Annotated in this window: 18 protein-coding genes; 6 read left to right on the top strand and 12 right to left on the bottom strand. The window is 45.9% G+C overall.

Annotation, left to right across the window (positions count from 1 at the left end; translation table 11 throughout):
- Positions 1–100 precede the first annotated feature (100 nt).
- Positions 101–1,243, top strand: a complete 1,143-nt coding sequence (locus tag JI667_RS15155; protein ID WP_206856619.1) for an acyltransferase family protein — start codon at positions 101–103, stop codon at positions 1,241–1,243.
- Between the two features lie 240 nt (positions 1,244–1,483).
- Here JI667_RS15155 and JI667_RS15150 read toward each other — a convergent pair whose 3' ends face one another.
- The 8 genes from JI667_RS15150 to JI667_RS15115 form a co-directional block, all read right to left on the bottom strand.
- Positions 1,484–2,806 (bottom strand): ATP-binding protein, encoded by a 1,323-nt coding sequence (locus JI667_RS15150; protein ID WP_206856618.1) that lies wholly within the window; start codon positions 2,804–2,806, stop codon positions 1,484–1,486.
- 330 nt (positions 2,807–3,136) lie between these two features.
- Positions 3,137–4,540 (bottom strand): sensor histidine kinase, encoded by a 1,404-nt coding sequence (locus JI667_RS15145; RefSeq protein WP_206856617.1) that lies wholly within the window; start codon positions 4,538–4,540, stop codon positions 3,137–3,139.
- Complete coding sequence (locus JI667_RS15140) at positions 4,530–5,225, bottom strand: winged helix-turn-helix domain-containing protein (protein ID WP_206856615.1); 696 nt, start codon at positions 5,223–5,225, stop codon at positions 4,530–4,532. The genes JI667_RS15145 and JI667_RS15140 overlap by 11 nt, the downstream gene beginning before the upstream one ends.
- Before the next feature lie 160 nt (positions 5,226–5,385).
- Entirely contained in the window at positions 5,386–6,237 is an 852-nt protein-coding gene (locus JI667_RS15135; protein WP_206856613.1) for a hypothetical protein, read from the bottom strand.
- Between the two features lie 84 nt (positions 6,238–6,321).
- A complete protein-coding gene (locus JI667_RS15130; protein ID WP_206856612.1) occupies positions 6,322–7,209 on the bottom strand; it encodes a peptidylprolyl isomerase in 888 nt (295 codons plus the stop codon).
- Between the two features lie 186 nt (positions 7,210–7,395).
- Positions 7,396–8,661, bottom strand: a complete 1,266-nt coding sequence (locus JI667_RS15125) for a S1C family serine protease (protein WP_206856611.1) — start codon at positions 8,659–8,661, stop codon at positions 7,396–7,398.
- Positions 8,662–8,819: 158 nt separating this feature from the next.
- Positions 8,820–9,194, bottom strand: a complete 375-nt coding sequence (locus JI667_RS15120; RefSeq protein WP_206856606.1) for a hypothetical protein — start codon at positions 9,192–9,194, stop codon at positions 8,820–8,822.
- Positions 9,134–10,540, bottom strand: coding sequence for an aminoglycoside phosphotransferase family protein (locus JI667_RS15115; protein WP_206856605.1), 1,407 nt, complete (start codon positions 10,538–10,540; stop codon positions 9,134–9,136). The genes JI667_RS15120 and JI667_RS15115 overlap by 61 nt, the downstream gene beginning before the upstream one ends.
- A gap of 167 nt (positions 10,541–10,707) precedes the next feature.
- Here JI667_RS15115 and JI667_RS15110 point away from each other — a divergent pair, with 167 nt between their 5' ends.
- The 5 genes from JI667_RS15110 (at position 10,708) to JI667_RS15090 (ending at position 12,987) form a co-directional block, all read left to right on the top strand.
- Positions 10,708–11,331, top strand: coding sequence for a lysozyme inhibitor LprI family protein (locus tag JI667_RS15110; RefSeq protein ID WP_206856603.1), 624 nt, complete (start codon positions 10,708–10,710; stop codon positions 11,329–11,331).
- Between the two features lie 237 nt (positions 11,332–11,568).
- Entirely contained in the window at positions 11,569–11,859 is a 291-nt protein-coding gene (locus JI667_RS15105) for a spore germination protein (RefSeq protein WP_206856660.1), read from the top strand.
- On the top strand, positions 11,834–12,076 hold the full coding sequence (locus tag JI667_RS15100; protein ID WP_098353960.1) for a spore germination protein: 243 nt from the start codon (positions 11,834–11,836) through the stop codon (positions 12,074–12,076). Before JI667_RS15105 ends, JI667_RS15100 begins: the two co-directional genes overlap by 26 nt.
- 33 nt (positions 12,077–12,109) lie before the next feature.
- A complete protein-coding gene (locus JI667_RS15095; protein ID WP_206856602.1) occupies positions 12,110–12,544 on the top strand; it encodes an Hsp20/alpha crystallin family protein in 435 nt (144 codons plus the stop codon).
- A gap of 26 nt (positions 12,545–12,570) precedes the next feature.
- The gene (locus tag JI667_RS15090; protein ID WP_206856600.1) at positions 12,571–12,987 is read left to right on the top strand and encodes a hypothetical protein; all 417 of its coding nucleotides are present in this window, start codon (positions 12,571–12,573) and stop codon (positions 12,985–12,987) included.
- 150 nt (positions 12,988–13,137) lie between these two features.
- Here JI667_RS15090 and JI667_RS15085 read toward each other — a convergent pair whose 3' ends face one another.
- From JI667_RS15085 to JI667_RS15070, 4 genes are all read right to left on the bottom strand, one after another.
- Positions 13,138–13,281 (bottom strand): hypothetical protein, encoded by a 144-nt coding sequence (locus JI667_RS15085; RefSeq protein WP_206856662.1) that lies wholly within the window; start codon positions 13,279–13,281, stop codon positions 13,138–13,140.
- 589 nt (positions 13,282–13,870) lie between these two features.
- Complete coding sequence (locus JI667_RS15080; RefSeq protein WP_206856659.1) at positions 13,871–15,043, bottom strand: MFS transporter; 1,173 nt, start codon at positions 15,041–15,043, stop codon at positions 13,871–13,873.
- 305 nt (positions 15,044–15,348) lie between these two features.
- The gene (locus JI667_RS23185) at positions 15,349–15,531 is read right to left on the bottom strand and encodes a Ger(x)C family spore germination C-terminal domain-containing protein (protein WP_206856652.1); all 183 of its coding nucleotides are present in this window, start codon (positions 15,529–15,531) and stop codon (positions 15,349–15,351) included.
- A 536-nt stretch (positions 15,532–16,067) separates the two neighbouring features.
- On the bottom strand, positions 16,068–17,441 hold the full coding sequence (locus JI667_RS15070; protein WP_206856598.1) for an MDR family MFS transporter: 1,374 nt from the start codon (positions 17,439–17,441) through the stop codon (positions 16,068–16,070).
- Between the last annotated feature and the right edge of the window lie 231 nt (positions 17,442–17,672).

Raw genomic sequence — 17,672 nt, 5'->3', positions numbered from 1 at the left:
TGCACCACAACCTAATTGACAGAGCATCGTAAATCTAAGTTTGGATGCAAATAGCAACAATCTTTGGGAAAACAGCCTTTTAGTAAAAGGAGAGAAGAGCATGAATAAGGAGAATAACAGAAGAGACGATCTGGAATGGATCAAGGTGATAGCTACATTATGTGTGTATTTGTATCATTGCTCCATGTTTTTCAATCCATTCGACTGGCATGTAAAAAATAATCAATTAGATTCACCCGTCATCCTGGCTTTTTCCCTTTTGATTGGGAGTTGGATCATGCCGATCTTCTTCATCATCTCGGGTATCAGCTCATATTATTCGTTACAACGGAGGAATTGGGATAGGTATGTAAAAGAAAGGTTTATTCGCTTGGGCATTCCCCTCCTATTCGGTGTATTGGTTCTCACCCCTCCCCAGGTCTATGTAGAAAGAAAGGCCAACGAGCAGTTCTCGGGATCATTCCTTGAATTTTTGCCACATGCTTTTAAAGGAATATATGTGGAAATTGGAGGAACCGGAAATTTTGCCTTTTTCGGGTTACATCTATGGTACTTGCTTGCACTCATGGTTTTTTCCCTGTTAACAACGTACTTATTTGTAAAGACCAATCCACTGAAAAGGATCACCGTTTTTCATCTGCTGGTCTTTCAACTGACCATCCTTCTCGTAACGATCTTTATGGAGAGTATTCATCTCGGTGGGTGGGATCTTACTGTTTATCTTCTATTCTTTCTTGCTGGTTATTATGGTTTCAGCAGCAGTTCTTTGCTCGGGCTTTTGCATCATCATTTTCGTGTTTATCTTTCTGTTGGATTGGCTTGTCTTATCCTCTATACTGCATGGTTCATAAAGGGACTTCCACCTGAGGATTCTCCGGTATCCTTTCTCTTTACATGTTTCATGGTAATCGGGAGCTTCAATCTAATCCTGGCATTTTACGCTTTAGCCAACCGCTATTTGTCCTTTTCTAATACATTTCTCCAGTACAGCAGTGAGGCTTCCCTTCCGTTTTACATTCTGCACCAGCCTGTCATCATTATCATGGGGTTCTTTATCAGGGACCTGAACTGGCCTATTTGGGTAAAAGCGCTCATCCTTGTTAGTCTCTCGTTCGGAATCATCTCCATCGCCTACCATGCCCTGATCCGCCGTTTCTCCTTTACGCGCATCCTGTTTGGGATCAAAGAGAAGAAAAAGTCCGTCCCTCAAGCTACGCAGATGAGCCATAATACGCATCCATAGGCAGGGACGGACCTCTCACAGAGAGGTCCGTCCCTTTCATCGATACTGCTTCTTCTTTCTTCCTTTCTTCTTCAGTAAACCTCAAACTGCTTCAAGCTTGTGGGTTTTCCCACTAGCATGCCTGATTTAAGGCATCCATTCCAAAATCAGAATAATGATGCGGAACCTCCAGCAATCAAGCCGCCGTGTCGATTTTTTTTGACAAAAGCCCCCTCCCACAAAGAGGTCCGTCCCTCCCGCTTAACGCAGGGAGGGACGGACCTCTGTTGTACTTGGAGGGGTTGATATTTGCCCTTTTTCCTGTTTGTTGTAGGGTGGGAAGGATAGGATGACGGATGTACCTTTTTCCGGTTTGCTTAGGACTTTGATGGTGCCTTTCATGCCTTCGACGAGTTGGAAGACGGTCATCATGCCGAGGCCAGTTCCGTTCTTGCCTTTCATGGAGAAATACGGTTCACCGAGGCGCATGAGCTGTTCCTTGTTCATGCCAATCCCCGTGTCATTGATGACAATGAATACCTTTCCCGCTTCAAGGTAGCTGAAGAGGCGGAGCGTTCCACCGGTATCCATGGCCTCCATGCCGTTTTTCATGACGTTGATGAGAACTTGCTGAAGCTTATTCGGATCTCCCTTGATCGAATGGTGATGGAGGATATTCGCCTTTAGGATAATCCCTTTTTTGGCGGCAAGGGGCATGATGATTTCCTTTGACCGGTTGATTTCATCCCTGATACTTACTTCTTCCTCAAGTTCTGGGTGAGGCCTCGCAAAGTTCAGGTATTGGTTGATGACTTCTGTCGCCCGGTCGATTTCACTGACGGCGACCTCTGAGAGTTCTTTATTATTGGTCATATTGTTTGGATCTTCATTGATTAATTGAAGGAATCCTTTCACAGTCGTCAAGGGATTCCTGACCTCATGACTCATGCTGGCTGCCAGGTGACTAACGACCTGCATCTTCTCGTATTTAATCGATTCCAATTGAAGAATATAAATGGTCCTGATGATTTCACATAAGTAGAAGACAAAAAACGTAGATCCTGTCAGGACCGCTGAGTAGATTGGGAACGAGCTAAGCTGACCAAAATCAAAGATGACAGACGGTAGCCAAAAAGAAAGAACCGAGTATACGAAAGACAATGCCGTATACGCATAGACCCTCGCCTTCAATGCCTTGTTTGCCATTTTAGGACGCACATACAAAATGACGACAGTGAACAGGATCGCAATGATCATGGTAATGATGACTCCCGTCCCCATCATCGGCAGCCGGATCACAACCATCGTAACCGCAAGCCACGGCATGACCTTCCTGCCACCGTAGATCCCTCCCAGTAAAAAGGGAATGCAGCGCAGGTCATATAGGAACCCATCTTCCAACTGAACAGACAAGCCCATACTGACGAGCATGAGAAATGAGCTGATCAGGTAGATCGAAAGAGATGACATTTGAAGCTTATGTACTTTATTTCTTGATAGATAGTGAAAGTTCAACAGCAATATGACAATTAGAATGACTAGGAGATTAATCAGTAGACCGGTCAATAAATCAAAATGATTCATCGGAATAGCATCCCCGCTTTCGATTATTTTTTTAATATTAAAAAAATAATTCCTCTTTCCCTATTATAACGGAATTTGGCCGAATGTGAATCACCATTAAAAAGTCCTATCTATTTTTCATGAAAATGCCCGAATCAGTGAAAAGAGAAGAAAAAACCCTCAAAAATACCTAAAATATCGTATTCCATTAATGATTTTTGAAAGATGGGGTTTGGGCATACGTGCAACTTGGCAAAGTTGATAGAACCATGGGGACCATGGCTCCTATTCAAAAAACGGGCCAGGGGACCTATCCTCATGGTCTCTTCTGTCCCCCCTGATCTTTTTTTCTCATACCGGGATCCGGATCACAAACTTCGTCCCTTTTCCCTTCTCGCTGAACACATCGATCGTCCCTTCGTGCATGAGCACGAGCTGCTTCACGATGGAAAGGCCGATGCCGAATTCCCCGTAAGGGTTGTTCGTTCTGGAAAGATCTGCTTTATAGAAGCGGCGCCAGATCGACTTGATTTCATCCGGATCCATGCCGATTCCGGTGTCTTCGATTTCGATGCGAGTTTCCTTTTCATCTGAAGACCCCTTTAACGTAATCGTTCCACCGGACGTGAATTGGATGCTGTTTTTCGTAATATTGATCAGAATCTGGATTAGCCGGTCGTAGTCGGCATGAATCCTGGCCTCTTCACTGGCAAGGATTCTGATGTCATTCCCTTTTTCCTCTGCCTGGAAATCAAGCTGTTCTTTGATGACTTCGAAAGCATCAAGGATAGGCAGGGTGACTTTGTTGAGCACCACCTGATTGGATCTGATTTTTTCATAGTCCAGATTTTCATTGACAAGACGGATGAGTCGCTTTGTTTCCTCGCTGACGAGGCCGAAGCTTTTTTCCTTCTGTTCTTCAGGGATCATGTCGTTCCGGATGCCTTCGATAACACCCCGGATCGTTGTAAGCGGCGTTCTCAGTTCATGGGACACATCCGCCATGAACTGGCGCCTCCTGCTTTCAAGATTATCGATTTCCTCTTTGGATGCCTGAAGTTTCGTGACCATTTCATTGAAATCTTCGGCGAGATCCCCGATTTCATCGAAGTTGGAGCTTGGGACGTGAACATCGTAATCCCCTGATGACACTTTTGATGTTGCCTCCCTGATGCGCTGAATCCGTTTCACATGGAGCTTGGATAAGAACAAGCTCACCAGGACGGAAATCGCCAGCGCCAACAGGACGATATATAAAAGATAATGATTGATTTCACTCAGCATTTCCCTTGTCCCGCTGATCGGGGATATCAAGATCAGTCCACCCGTCAGCTGATCGTTGACGATCCGGGGCATGATGACAAGGGATACCGCCTGGTTGAAGCGTCCGAAATCTTTTTTCAACGGAACGGTTTCACCGCTTTCGATCTTCTCCCACTCTTCCTGGGAGAGCTCAATGCGAGGATACACCCCGCCCCTCGAGAAGGAGACTTCCCCCTGACGATTGAACGTGATCACATCGATATTCCGCGCATGAAGCAGGTTACTGTACTCTTCCAGATAAAGGGGTCTTCTCGGACTCGGACGCTCTAAATCCGATAAAATTTTATCGCCATATGTCCTGAGCTCCGTCACCTTATTTTCGTACACAAGATTCTCCACATAATGGGAAAACAGGAGGCCGAGGATCATGAAAGCGATGATGAGGACGCTCGTATGGCTGAGAAGCAGCTGATACAAATACCTAAACTTCATCGCCGACCGCCGTCTCATCGAATTTATAGCCTACGCCCCATACCGTATGCAAGTAAGGCTTGTCCTTGCTTCCGATCTTGTTCCGGAGCCGTTTGATATGGACATCCACCGTTCGCTCGTCTCCGTAGAAATCATATCCCCATACCCGTTCGAGGAGCTGTTCCCTTGAGAACACCTGACGTGGATGCTGGGAAAGGAAATAGAGAAGTTCAAACTCTTTCGGCGTCAGATTCGTCAGGGGGGCACCGTTCAAAAAGACTTCACGGGTTTCCTTGCTGATCCGGAAATCCGATGTGTCGCCCACATCCGAAGTGCTCTTCTCCCCTTGATAGCGACGGGTCACGGCACGGATCCTCGCCATCAGGGCAAGTGGAGAAAAGGGCTTGGTCACATAATCATCTGCACCGAGCTCAAGTCCGAGAACCTGATCGGACTCACTGTCCTTCGCCGTCAACATGATGATCGGGACCTGTGATCCTTCCTCCCTGATCTTCCGGCAGATCGTCACGCCGTCCATCCCCGGAAGCATCCAGTCCAGAATGACCAGATCCCACTCGCCTTCCTTAAAGGCTTGATACCCATCAGCACCATCATGGACAAACTCACCTTTTATATCCTCTTTCGAAAAAAACATTTCAAGCATGCTTGTGACGCTTTGATTATCCTCTACCACCAGCACGTTCATCTCCATCGCTCCTTTCCGGGACAGGCCATGGGGACAGGTACCCTGGTTCATGCGCCACGGTACCTGTCCCCACGGCTCCCTCTTCCTTCAAGTATAGTCGTTTTTCACGATTCGTTCTACAATGGAAAAACCCCCGCTCAGATGGCGGGGATTCCCTGACTTATAAGGCTACACTTTCAGATTCTGCCGATGTTTCATCCCTTTGGTCAGCATCGTGAGGTCCTTTTCCATGTCCCGGACCGTGATGCCCTTTACCGCCCAGGGGGAAAAAGAAGCCTTCCCTATCCTTATTGAATGGGAAGAAATCGAGTTTCTTCGCTTCATCGGGATGTTCGGTCAGTATTTCTTTCATCAACTCTTTCGATGTTTTGCCTTCTGTTTCAATGCCGATTTCTTTCGAAGCTTTCAGGATGGAAGCGTCAAAAATTTCCTGCCTCAACTCTTGATGATCTTTTCCGTCTGTCTCGATCCCAAGGTCTTTTGCCTGTTTCATGAGGACGGCTTCCCTTACCTCATCCGCAAGGGCTTTCAGGTCCTTGCCGTCGGTTTCAACTCCAAGTTCTTTTGCCTTTTGCTTCAATACGGCTTCTTTTATTTCTTGAGCCAGCTCTTTCTGATCTTTTCCATCAGTGGAAATCCCCAGTTCTTTTGCCTTATTGTTTCGTTTTACTTGACGGATTTCCTCCATAATAGCTCGAGGATCTTTCCCTTCTGTATCAATCCCTAATGCTTTCGCTCTTTTCTCAAGCTCTGCCCCCATGATCGCTTTGGCAAGTTCACGTGTATTCTTATCGGTGGTGTCAACGCCCAATTCCTCTGCTTTATCCCTCAACTGATCTTCATTCAGATGAAACTTCCCAGGTCCGCCGCGCTTACCAAATTCATGATCTCCTATCACTGCCGAATCACTTGTCTTCCCTGCAATCTTCTCTTCAGCTGCGAAAGCCGGAAGAGCCGCCGCGATACCAATCGCTAATACTCCGGCCAACGCTATTGTTTTCTTATTCTTCATTTGAATCCCTCCTATTATAGGGTGCAGCTGCACTAACAGTATTTCCACCAATTATGACCAAATCATGAACAAACCATGAGGGGATTATGAATCTTTCAACAGATTTTCAATTTTATAGTCCTCTTTCTTTTCCTGGAGCCACGTTCCATACTCCGCTTGAAGGGCCTGATCGAAGAGGATATCTTTGATTTCGTCTTTATGATCGGCAAGAACGGCCTCTTTCGCTTCTTTCTTGCCCGTCACCTTGATGATGTGATACCCGAACTCGGTTTTCACCGGCTCGCTGATTTCACCTTTTTCCATGGAAAACACCTTATCATCAAACTCCTTCACCATTTCACCTTTCCCAAAATAACCAAGCTTCCCGCCTGACTCGGCATTCGATGTATCCGTGGAGTACTCTTTCGCAAGTTCCGCGAAATCGCCTCCGTCATCAAGCTTCGCCTTCACTTCTTGTGCCGTCTGTTCATCATCCACCAAAATATGACTGGCCTCTATCTGTTCCTCTTGAGCAAACGAATCCTTATTTGCATCAAAGTATTCCTTGACTTGATTATCTGTAATGGAGACCCTGTCTTTCAGCAGCTTCTCCGTCAGCAGATACGTCTTAATATTTTCTTTCACACTATCCAGATCCGCCCCGCTTGAAGTGAGCGCCTCGTTGAATGCCTTTTCACTGTCATATTGTCCTTTAATATTCTTAAGTTCCTTATCGATTTCACTATCCTTCACCGTGAGATTTTCCTTCTCACTCTCAAGCTTCACAATCTTCTCGGCAATCAGCGTATCCAACGCGCCATCCCCGTATTGATCCACTAGGGTGGAATACAAATCGTCTTTCGTAATCGACTCGTTCCCAACCTTCGCTACCACATCATCTCTGGAAAAACCGAATACAGCGAGCAGTGCTCCGATGAGGACCACCCCTCCGACGATGCTCCATAGTGTGATCGATCGTTTTTTATTCGTCACGAACCCGTACTCCTTTTTTGTTCATTTAAATGTACTGGGTGTTGTTTTGGTGCCCTCGTTTTGGTGCCTGGTACAATTCGGGCGGTTGGTACCAGGCACCTTTCACTCGGTTGGTGCCTGGTACGTTCTAATCGTTTTTACCAGGTACACTCCCTTTATACTGCCCACCAAGTCAAACCAGCTGCCTTACCCATTCATCATCGCATTACTAGTCAGTTTCAAACTCACCTTCATTTTCTTACCTTCCCGGATAATGGTCAGGTCGATCTTATCCCCTACGTTCAGGTCTCCGTACAGCTGCCTTCTTAAATCCGACACATTCTCCACTGACTTCCCGTTCATCTCGGTAATCGCATCGCCCTCTTTTATCCCGGCGTCAGCCGCTGCTGAAGTTGGGTCGACATTGGCGATGACTACACCGGATTTGACTGACTCTGGCAGATTCGGCAGGTACGAGCGTGGAATATCGGACAGGTTCTTCATTCCGATTCCGATATATGGACGCTCCACTTTTCCTGTTTTAATGATTTCGCTGACAATCGGCATGAAGTCCTTACTTGGGATTGCAAATCCGAGTCCTTCTACGCCGGAGTTCGAGATCTTCGCGCTGTTGATCCCGATCAATTCACCCTTGGTATTCAGGAGTGCGCCTCCACTGTTACCTGGGTTGATGGCGGCATCTGTTTGGATGACGTTCAGTTCAGACTCTCCTTCTGACGTTTGAACCGGGATGGTTCGGTCCACGGCACTGACGATTCCTTGTGTCACCGTTCTGGAAAGATCCAGTCCGAGTGGATTCCCGATGGCGATCACCTGTTCACCGGCACGCAGGGCACTGGAATCCCCGACTTTCAATAAGTTGTCTGCGTATTTGCCGTCAATCTTCACGACGGCAAGATCCGTCAGTGGGTCGGCTCCGATCAGTTCACCCTCCGTCTTTTCTCCATCATAGAGGGATACTTCAATCTTGGAAGCCCCTTCGATCACGTGATTATTCGTGATGATAAACGCACTGTCCCCGTCTTTTTTGAAGAGGACGCCTGAGCCTGTCCCGGCTGCCGCATCCTGGGATCCTCCCATGCCATTCTGCTGCTGATAGTTGACGATTCCGACGATGGACTGGGAGGCATCCTCCACGATACTTGCTACATCCCCACTGCCCGCAGTGGATACGGTCGTTGGCGTGATTCCTGAGTCTGCGGCCGTATCGGTCTGCCCTTGATGAGTGGATTGTTCGATACTGTCCTGGGCCAGGTTCTGATAGTAATCCGTTTGAGGCAATACGGTCAGGGTCAGGACGGACCCGATGATCCCGGCACCGACTGTGTTCAGAAACCCACGTCCTCTAAATGTCTTCTTCGGTTTCGGGCTTCGCTCCATGCCTTCTTTCTTCTCAACTTCTTCTGACTCTATATGCTGGGTTTCTTCGTTTTGATTATGTTGGTCTAGCATTTCACTACCTCCTAAAGTGGTTTTGCTCTGTTAATCTTTGTTGTTACATTCATCTTAGAAGGTAAATATGACGAAACTATTAACAATGTGTGTACAGGGTGGGAAGATTTCACGAAAAAAAAAACCACGGTGACATTTCGTGGTTCACAAGTCCATTTTTAAACTGGGACAACCCGCCCATCCCACTCTCTCTTAAACTTCGTAAGCGACTGATGGCGCTCCTCCCTGTCATCACTCACAGCCTTCACCGCCACTTCATATAACTCTTCGCTCAGTCTCCATTTTCCCCTGGAACGATCCCTCTCCCCGCCGAACAAGGCAAAGGCGGTGGCTCCCATCACATACACATTGGTGATTTCATCGATTTCGGCACCAAGCTTGAATTCCTCCGGGGACATGAAGCGTGATGACCCCCACATCCTGCCCATCGTATTGATATAAGGGTGTTTTGCATAGAGATCGATATCACAGATCAACGTCTTTCCTTTTTGATAGTCATAGAGAATGCTGCCGTCATAGAAATCGATGGCCACATACCCTTTCTCCGCAGCATGGATGTGAAAGTCGAGGATATCACGGAACACGTCAACCCTTTTACTGTCAGGTAGCTGCATGAACTTCTCCCGGGAACGGGGATACATCCTCCCCATGCACTCCCCATCTGTCCTTCAAAAATGGCAGCAAAACCTTCCCCGACTTCCTCGGAGCGGATCAATCTCGCTAAATGGGGATGGGCCAGATCTTCATACACTTTCACGGCATCCTTCAACCAGGAGACCGCTTCTTCCGGTTTGCCTTCATATCGCGCGGTCGGGGCACCGGCGAACTTGATGAACCGTCTCTCTTCACCGTTCCTGACTCCGAAGCAAATATTGCCCGAGTCCTGATCATCATATACTTTAAAGACCTCTCCGTACTTTTTAATAAAAGAAAAATCGAAGGGTGCCTTTAACTTATGAGGAATGCCATCGATGTACTGAACGTAAAAGTCCTCCACATACCACGTCGGTACAGGATGCCTCATCCCGTCAAACCACCCCAGCACTTCCTTCGCCTGTTTCTTCATTGTCTCCACTTCCTCTTCCCCGAACCTCATGGCCCACGGGAGGGACGACAGCATATTGCTGCTGATGTAAAAGGCCAAGAGCTTGAAGAACTCTTCCGGTGGTCGCCCGTTAAAATAGCCGTTCAGCTGTCCCGTGGCAAAATGAGGACTCGCCGATGCACTGAAGGCGATTCGGTTGAATTCTTCCCACGGATCACCGAAATCATGGCGATTGAAATCGATGATGGACAGTTCACCCTTTTTCGAAATGACCATATTTCCCACGTGGTAATCTCCGTGATGGAACGTTTGTGGACGGCCGGCGAGGAGATGTCTGTTTGCCTCTATGTATTCTAAGATAAGATCGCCGCTTTCAATCGTATGGGGACAATCCTGATACTGCTCTATCTTCTTATTTACTTTCCCGTTGAACTTTGTTTCCCACGTTTCTTCCTCTAAAGGCGCAGGTGTAGAGTGGATTTCCCGTAAATAACGGCCCGACTTCAGACCAAGCTCGTATTGCTCCGTATCCGTAAGCTTCGGGAGTATCTCCGCAGCATCTTCTCCCTCACACCAGGTAAAAAGGGTATACACTAGTTGGCCATCATCACCCATTCCAAATTCCAAAGGCTTCGACATTGGGAGGCCCGATTCAGCCAAACGCTTCATCGCTTCAAATTCGCTCTTCTTACTTTTATATTCAGAAGCGTCCGCCGTCCGAAGCAGCAGCCTTTCACCCGACTCGGCTTCCACATAATACTTCTTATCACTCGACCAGCCTTTGGTGATCGGTTTAATTTTTTTAAAAACATAATTTGTTTTCACTTCAAGCATGTGACACCTCCATAGAGTTTCAAGTTCTCATCTCGCATTCGCAAACCTAATTTTACCAGAAGGTAGTCCGAAATGGGAACGTCTGAGGAATACATTCGAAGGATATATTTGGTTATGTTAAAATAATCCAGGTACTGTATTTTGAACAAAAGATTGGAGCTGTAACAATGAAGAAAAAGAACCTATTTATCGCCACAGCCTTATCCGCCATGTTATTGGTGGGGATGTCCGCCTGCAGTTCATCTTCTGAAGAGGATGCTGCCAATCAGCCTGAGTCGGAGGCCGTTCCGGCAAGCACAGATAAGGGGGATTCATCGGTATCGGATCTCAATGAAAAGGACCAAACAGAAGGAACATCCGCCGCATCTTCCGAAAATCATGGCACAGACAACTCAGAACAGGATCATCCAGTCAAAAAAGCAGAAGGCAAACAAACCTACATAGAAAAACTGGACAACATCCAAAAAGAACTGGATGCCATGCCGGAAAAGAAGGATTCCGATAAAGGCGTCACCAACGCCATGAAAAGCTACTACGGAGTGTCTTACGAAAAATATGATCATGCTTTAAATGAGATATATGCTCTCCTGAAAAAAGAGCTGTCTCCAGAAGTCTTTGCAGATTTAGAAACGGAACAAGTGAAATGGATCGAGGAGAAAGAAGAAAAAGCAGAGAAAGAAAGGCTGAAGTATGAAGGCGGGACGTTTGAAAATGTGGCTTGGTACATTTCGTTGTATGAGTCGACGAAGGATCGGTGTTATGAGTTGGTGAATCAATTCATGACGGATTAACCTCTATTTCAAGATGGATTCTAACTGTCAATGGACTAATGGTATTGACCATTCTGTTATCAACACCCATGGTTCACTGTTTACTGACATTTTTCAAGACTTTATTCATTCCTCAGGCGAATATAGAATAAATTCAATTAATTTGCAAAGACCCGAACGAATGGGCTGACAAAAGCATATAGTATCCCATAGACAGAGAGGTGGGAAACTGTGCAGACTGTAGTAAACCTTTACTGTATGAAGGTAAACAGCATATCCGGAAATGGCTCCATTACCATTGGAGAAGCGGTGCATAACAGCCATACAGCGAATAATAAATCTCAGGGTATTAACTCTTCATACGGTGATACTTCCCCGACAGAATCAATGATGGAAAATGTATATATTGATCCAGATGTAAATGATCAAACGTCCGTGGCCAATGCGGATTCAGTCAATGCGGGAGCACCTTTGCCGGTTCCTGTACCGGTTGACCCAAGAGAAGCCGAGAAGGAGGATCCTCATGCCGTATCAGATCAACATATTTAATATTAAAGTAAATGGTGTGACGCAGAACGGAAACGTTGATATCGGTCCAACGGTACACAACAGTCATACGGCGAATGCAAAATTATTCGGCGCGAACTTTTCATTTGGTGATTTATCGCCTACCGGCTCACAAATGAATACTGGGGTACTTGACCCTGATGTAAGCGACCAGGATCAAATTGCCAACCCGGCTATCCCTTACACAGTTCAAGTGTAAACTTTACGCTTCCTAAGGAGAGGTGATGTGTGAATGGACATGGAAAAGATGAAAAAATGGCTCGAACTGACCAATCAATACAAAAGTGATAATTTCTGGAGCAATATTTTCGACAGCCAAAATCCTTCCCAGTTCTTTCAAACAGATGATGATTTCCCGAGATATGATGTGTATCAGAATGAATCCCATATATGCGTCATCCTTGAAGCCCCCGGCTTATCTCAAGAGGATATAACCTTTTCATTAAGTTCCAACACCAATCTCCTCATCAAAGGGGTTGTCAAACCGATATACCCTAAAGAAATGGAAGTCAGGTCGGAACGGTTTTGCGGGGAATTTGAGCGTACAATTCCCCTTCCAGAACCGACCGAAGCTAAATCAATCAATATCCAATTTCTTAACGGACTCATACAGGTTGCTTATCCCAGAAAAATTGAAAATGTGACATTTCATGGAGGCTCACAGTGAAAAAATAACTAAAAGAATGTGAGAATATGTTATATACTTTCTTTCAGAAGAAATTAACTTCACTCATCAAAAAAAGCATCGATGCAGAGCAAAATGAGATGAAAGACAAGATTAAGAAGCTGGAAAATGAAATCGAATGGCTAAAAACGGGGCTTGTATCAGAGGTCCGTAACAATCTGGCCACTCAGCAAGAACCTTCAAAGATCGTAATCGAGCACCTATCGATTGAGAATGTCAACATTGACCATGCTGATTTGAGCAATAACTTCGGTAATCTTGGAATTAAGGATTTAAAAGGACAGTTATTTATTGGTACGACGTATGACAAACTGTCCACTCATCAAAAGCTGGAAAAAGAAATGTCCCTGCCTGCAAAGGAAAAACAATTTTCCAAGTCACCCCTTGCCCCAACTGTAAATGTCTCGTCCAGAAAAGGAAACTAATGCTCTCCAAACGACATTCCTTCAAAGATGGAATGTTTATTTTGTTGGGACAAACCTTGAAACATTTGGGGGCTGTTTCTTATGCTTTTCATACAGCCAGCATAAGAAGCAGCCTCTTCTGCCAGAAAAAGCGATCTTCCCGGACTTTCGTTATTCATTGATTACTTTCTCGAAATCATTATAGGCTAATATGGCAGCAATAAGTGACCCAATTAGAAAGAGTACAGATCCTCCAAGGGTAAACAATCTGCCAATCAGGATGGATTTTGATTCTAGAACCTGCTCATTGTTCATTTTCACCATCTCCACTCATTTAGTGATATACCATATGCCCAGTTCTTCCGAATGGTTCCCATAAGGTTTTTCACCATCATAGGCGTTTACATATATACTACAACGGTTAATCCTACATGGGAGAAATGATAAAAAATGAACTTGCAGTCATATGGAATTGAACTGACCCCCATTGGATCAGAATCTCTGGGGTGCAGGCGACCCCAACTTACGCCGTAACTGCCACTCTAATATTCAGATATGTGAATCAGCTGTGGAAGAATCAAAGAGACTTGATCCCCCTTCCCTCATAAGGGTAGAACACACCAAGCTAGTTAAGACAATATCCAGGGGGCTATGAAACCCAATTAGAAATCCTGGAAAAACAATATTCCATGTTAGACCGAAGTGCAACGAATCCTCCAAAAAGTCAACCACATCGAAAAACAACTGGAAATACAGCCTCTACCCCTGCAACCGTAATGAGGGACGGACCTACTAATCCTGGTTTTTGATTTGGTGAATTCCGAATCAAGAGGTCCGTCCCTGTAATTTAACGAAAGCTGTCCCCCCTTCTCACCCAAAAGCATTCCATCTGTCAAAATCGCGCTTACGGGGTAGATTTGTCGGGCTTAATGAAGAATAATACGAGCAGAAACATCATGATCCCAAGTAGTCCTGCACCTATAAGACTGGCATTCAGGAGTGATTTCATGACCATTGCCATTAAGGGTGGTCCTGCCGCTACCCCGATGAATCTTGAAGAACTGTAGAAAGATGAGATGGTTCCCCGCTCCTCTTTCTCAATATTTTCAGTGATCAATGCATCCATCGTGGGCAGCAGGGCACCAATGGATAGACCGAGGACGCTCGTAACGACCAGGAGAAGAACCAATCGCTGATCTACCCACCCGATACAGGCAACACTGATGCTCATGAGTATGAGGCTAACGGTCATGATCAGTTTCATCACCTTCAGATCCCCCTTGATCTTTCTTCCGGATACAAACGACGCGATACAGAGAGCCAATAATGGGATCGCCAGGACAAATCCTTTCTTTACCCCATATAAGTCATGCACCTTCTCAAGTGAATCCGAGAGAAAAAACAAGACGCCGAATAAAACAAGCATGATATAGATCCCGACAAGAAACACAGTAAAGATCCATTTCCCTTCCTGCTTGAAAATCTTCTTCGTCTTCTGGAGGAATTCAGACAATGCCACGGGCTTCTCTTTCTTCTTTGGAACCTTTACAAAAAACCACACGAGGAGGATCGAAACGAAACTGAATACTGAAATTGAGAAAAAAGGAAGATACCATAAATACGCAGCAAACAAAGCCCCCAATATGGGACTTAACACTTTACCGAATGTATTGGATGTTTCGATCAGTCCGAGGCAGGAGCTTGTTTTTTCATCATCATCCTTATACAGGTCCCCAACAAGAGGTAAAATGATCGGCGCTGCACCGGCTGCCCCGATCCCTTGAAGAACCCGTCCGATGATGATCCACGTAAACGGATCATCCATCTTCCACGAAGCAAATCCTGAAACCAGCCCACCTAGCAAGGCAATCAAAAGGCTCGGTAGAATAATGATTTTCCTCCCAAATCGATCAGACAGATAGCCTGCGACCGGTATGAGGAAGATAGAAGCAATCGAGTAACTCGTGATGATCATACTCGTTTGAAAAGAGCTGATACCTACTTTTTTTTCGAATACGGGCAGTACAGGGATCAACATGGAATTCCCAAGGGTCATCACCAATGGGATCGAGGCCATGCTGACCACACACCAATTGCTAATTTTCTCACATTGCTGTTTCACCTAATCATCCTTTAAACTGATGTATTATTTAATCAGTATGTGAGAACTTGCCGATCATCATCCTCTTGAAAATATTGAATTATGTCCAATTAGTGGAAGGATCTGAATGATTTATGTACCGGGGGCATCACAATGAAAGAAGATTTCAGGCAGTACAGGCTACCCGGGTGGCTGCCTGATTCATTTGTCGCCGCGACCCTTGTTGCAGGGGCAGGAGACATAAAGAAAGACCGGGGTACCAGCCATCCCCGGGTCTTTCTTCACTCCACCACTCCAGTCCTGATGATGACAAAATCGATGTTGACGTTCACTTTGATGTCCTTGAACATATCATGCCACTCTTCATCAGTCAGATTGGAATGGATTGATTTCGTTCGATATTCTTCACCAAAACCAAATACATCGGATGATTTGGACTGACAGTAGGCGAGGAGATCCTCGATTTCATTGGTATTTTTTTGCTCAGCTTTTTTTCGATTAACGACAGGTTTTCGTTTTTCTTTAAATCAACATTACGGATGATCTCCTGCAAGCGTGCATTGATTTGGATATTCAAGTCGAATTCCATGGATTTCGGTTCGACAAGTTTGATTTCGCTTTTACTTTTGATCGTATCCAAGGCGACAGCGATATCTGAGGATGGGACCTCTTTGTTTCTTGTTCAAAAACATATGCAGCCCCCTCCCATTATGTAGTAGTACCATCCTTGTCTGTTCGGGATGAAATTATACTCTTGGGGTGTGAATGTTCTGTCCAAAAAATGCCGGGGTCAGGAAGGAGAAGAAAGACCTGCACAGAACTCTTTCAGACAAGTCTCCTGTAAAGCTTACGGTTTTCAAGAGAGGTGAATGGAGAGGAAGATTATTTTTTTACTGCGTCTAATTCCTTCCACCAAAGTCAAGAAAGGTAAAAAAAAGAGCCACAGGTGGCCCTGCGGCTCTATTCCTCCGGTTCCAAGGGACCCGATCTTATGATCCCGCTAATTCAAAGAGAGCTGTTTCCCCTTTTCACCCAGCAGCATCCCAGCTGTCACAATCGCGCATACGGCCAGGACCACCAGGATAATAAACACGGTGTGGAGACTGGACTCTAATGCGTGGCCGCTTAACTGATCGCTCAGCCACAGGCCGGAAACCGCGATCCCGATGGACTGACCGAGGTTTCGCATCAAGTTGAATGTTCCCATGGCAGCTCCCCGGACCTTCCATTCAACAGAGGATTGAACCGCCACCGTGAAGGCGGTGAGGGATAGACCGAAGCCAAAGCCGATCATGGCGGTGACAACCATCATCAACGGAACGGTCGTATTCTCCGTTAATAAGACCAACCCGAGACATCCCGCTGTAATGACTGAGATTCCCATGATGGTGATTCGCCCAATCGAGGTTTTGGCCATCAACTTTCCGGACAGCACTGCAGCGAACGGCCAGGTAATCGACATTGGGAGCATCGTCACCCCGGACATGGTGGCGTTTAAACCGGTGACTCCCTGAACCCATAAGGGAATATAAAACGTAACGGCTACCAGAATAAAGCCAAGCATAAAGCCGGCAATCGTCGAGATGGTAATAAAGAGGTTCTTGAATAATGTCAATGGGAGCATGGGCTCTTCCGCCTTGGATTCAATCCAAAGAAACAGGCTGATTCCAACGGCAGCCACAATCAGCAACGTGAATATGCTCCCCGTCATATGATTTTGTTCCTTCAGGAGCGTCAGAGCATATAGGAAGGCAGTAATACTGACAGCAAACGTTATAATACCGCTATAGTCGATTTTGTGCTTTTTCTTCTCGATGTTTTCCTTTAACGACGTCCATAATAGGAAGAGAGAGACAATACCGAATGGCAGATTCATATAGAAGATCCAGTGCCATGAAATCGTATCGACAATAAACCCTCCGGCAAGGGGCCCTGTAATGCCGGCGATCCCCCAGACGCTGCTCATCCATCCCTGCATCTTCGCCCGCATTTCAAACGTAAACACATCGCCGATGATGGTAAACGGCAAAGTCGTGAGGGCTCCTGCCCCGATCCCCTGAATCAGACGGAACAGGACCAGCTGCTCCATGGATTGCGATAATCCTGATAGCATGGATCCAGCGAGAAAGATGCTGACCCCGATGGTAAACATGATCTTTCTCCCGAATAAATCAGCCAGCTTCCCGAAAACGGGCGTACTGATGACAATCGCTAATAGATAGACAGAGATGACCCACGTATACAGCTCACTTCCGCCCAGGTCCTCCACAATCTTCGGCATGGCCGTACTGACGATCGTACCTTCGATAGCTGTGAGGAACGTGGCAATTAAGAGTGCAAAGACAACAGACTTTTGTTTGGTTTCTTGATTCATATTGTCATAATCCTTTCTTCTATGTACATTCATGATAATACTGGACAAAAAGCTTTCTATTTTTTATATCCCACATCTATCTTAACACTCAAGAAGGCGGAGGGACCGACCTAATGCTTCCTTTTATCTGTTATGTTGGAAGCGGGAGAAGCGTCCCCATGCTTACCTGCCTGGAATGAGGATTTGACTGGGATTCTTGAGGAAATGGATTCGAATCCTGCGGGTTTTGAA

It is taken from the genome of Bacillus sp. NTK074B (genome assembly GCF_017303375.1).
GTDB lineage: Bacteria > Bacillota > Bacilli > Bacillales > Bacillaceae_B > Rossellomorea.
This window is presented reverse-complemented; position numbering and strand designations above follow the sequence as displayed.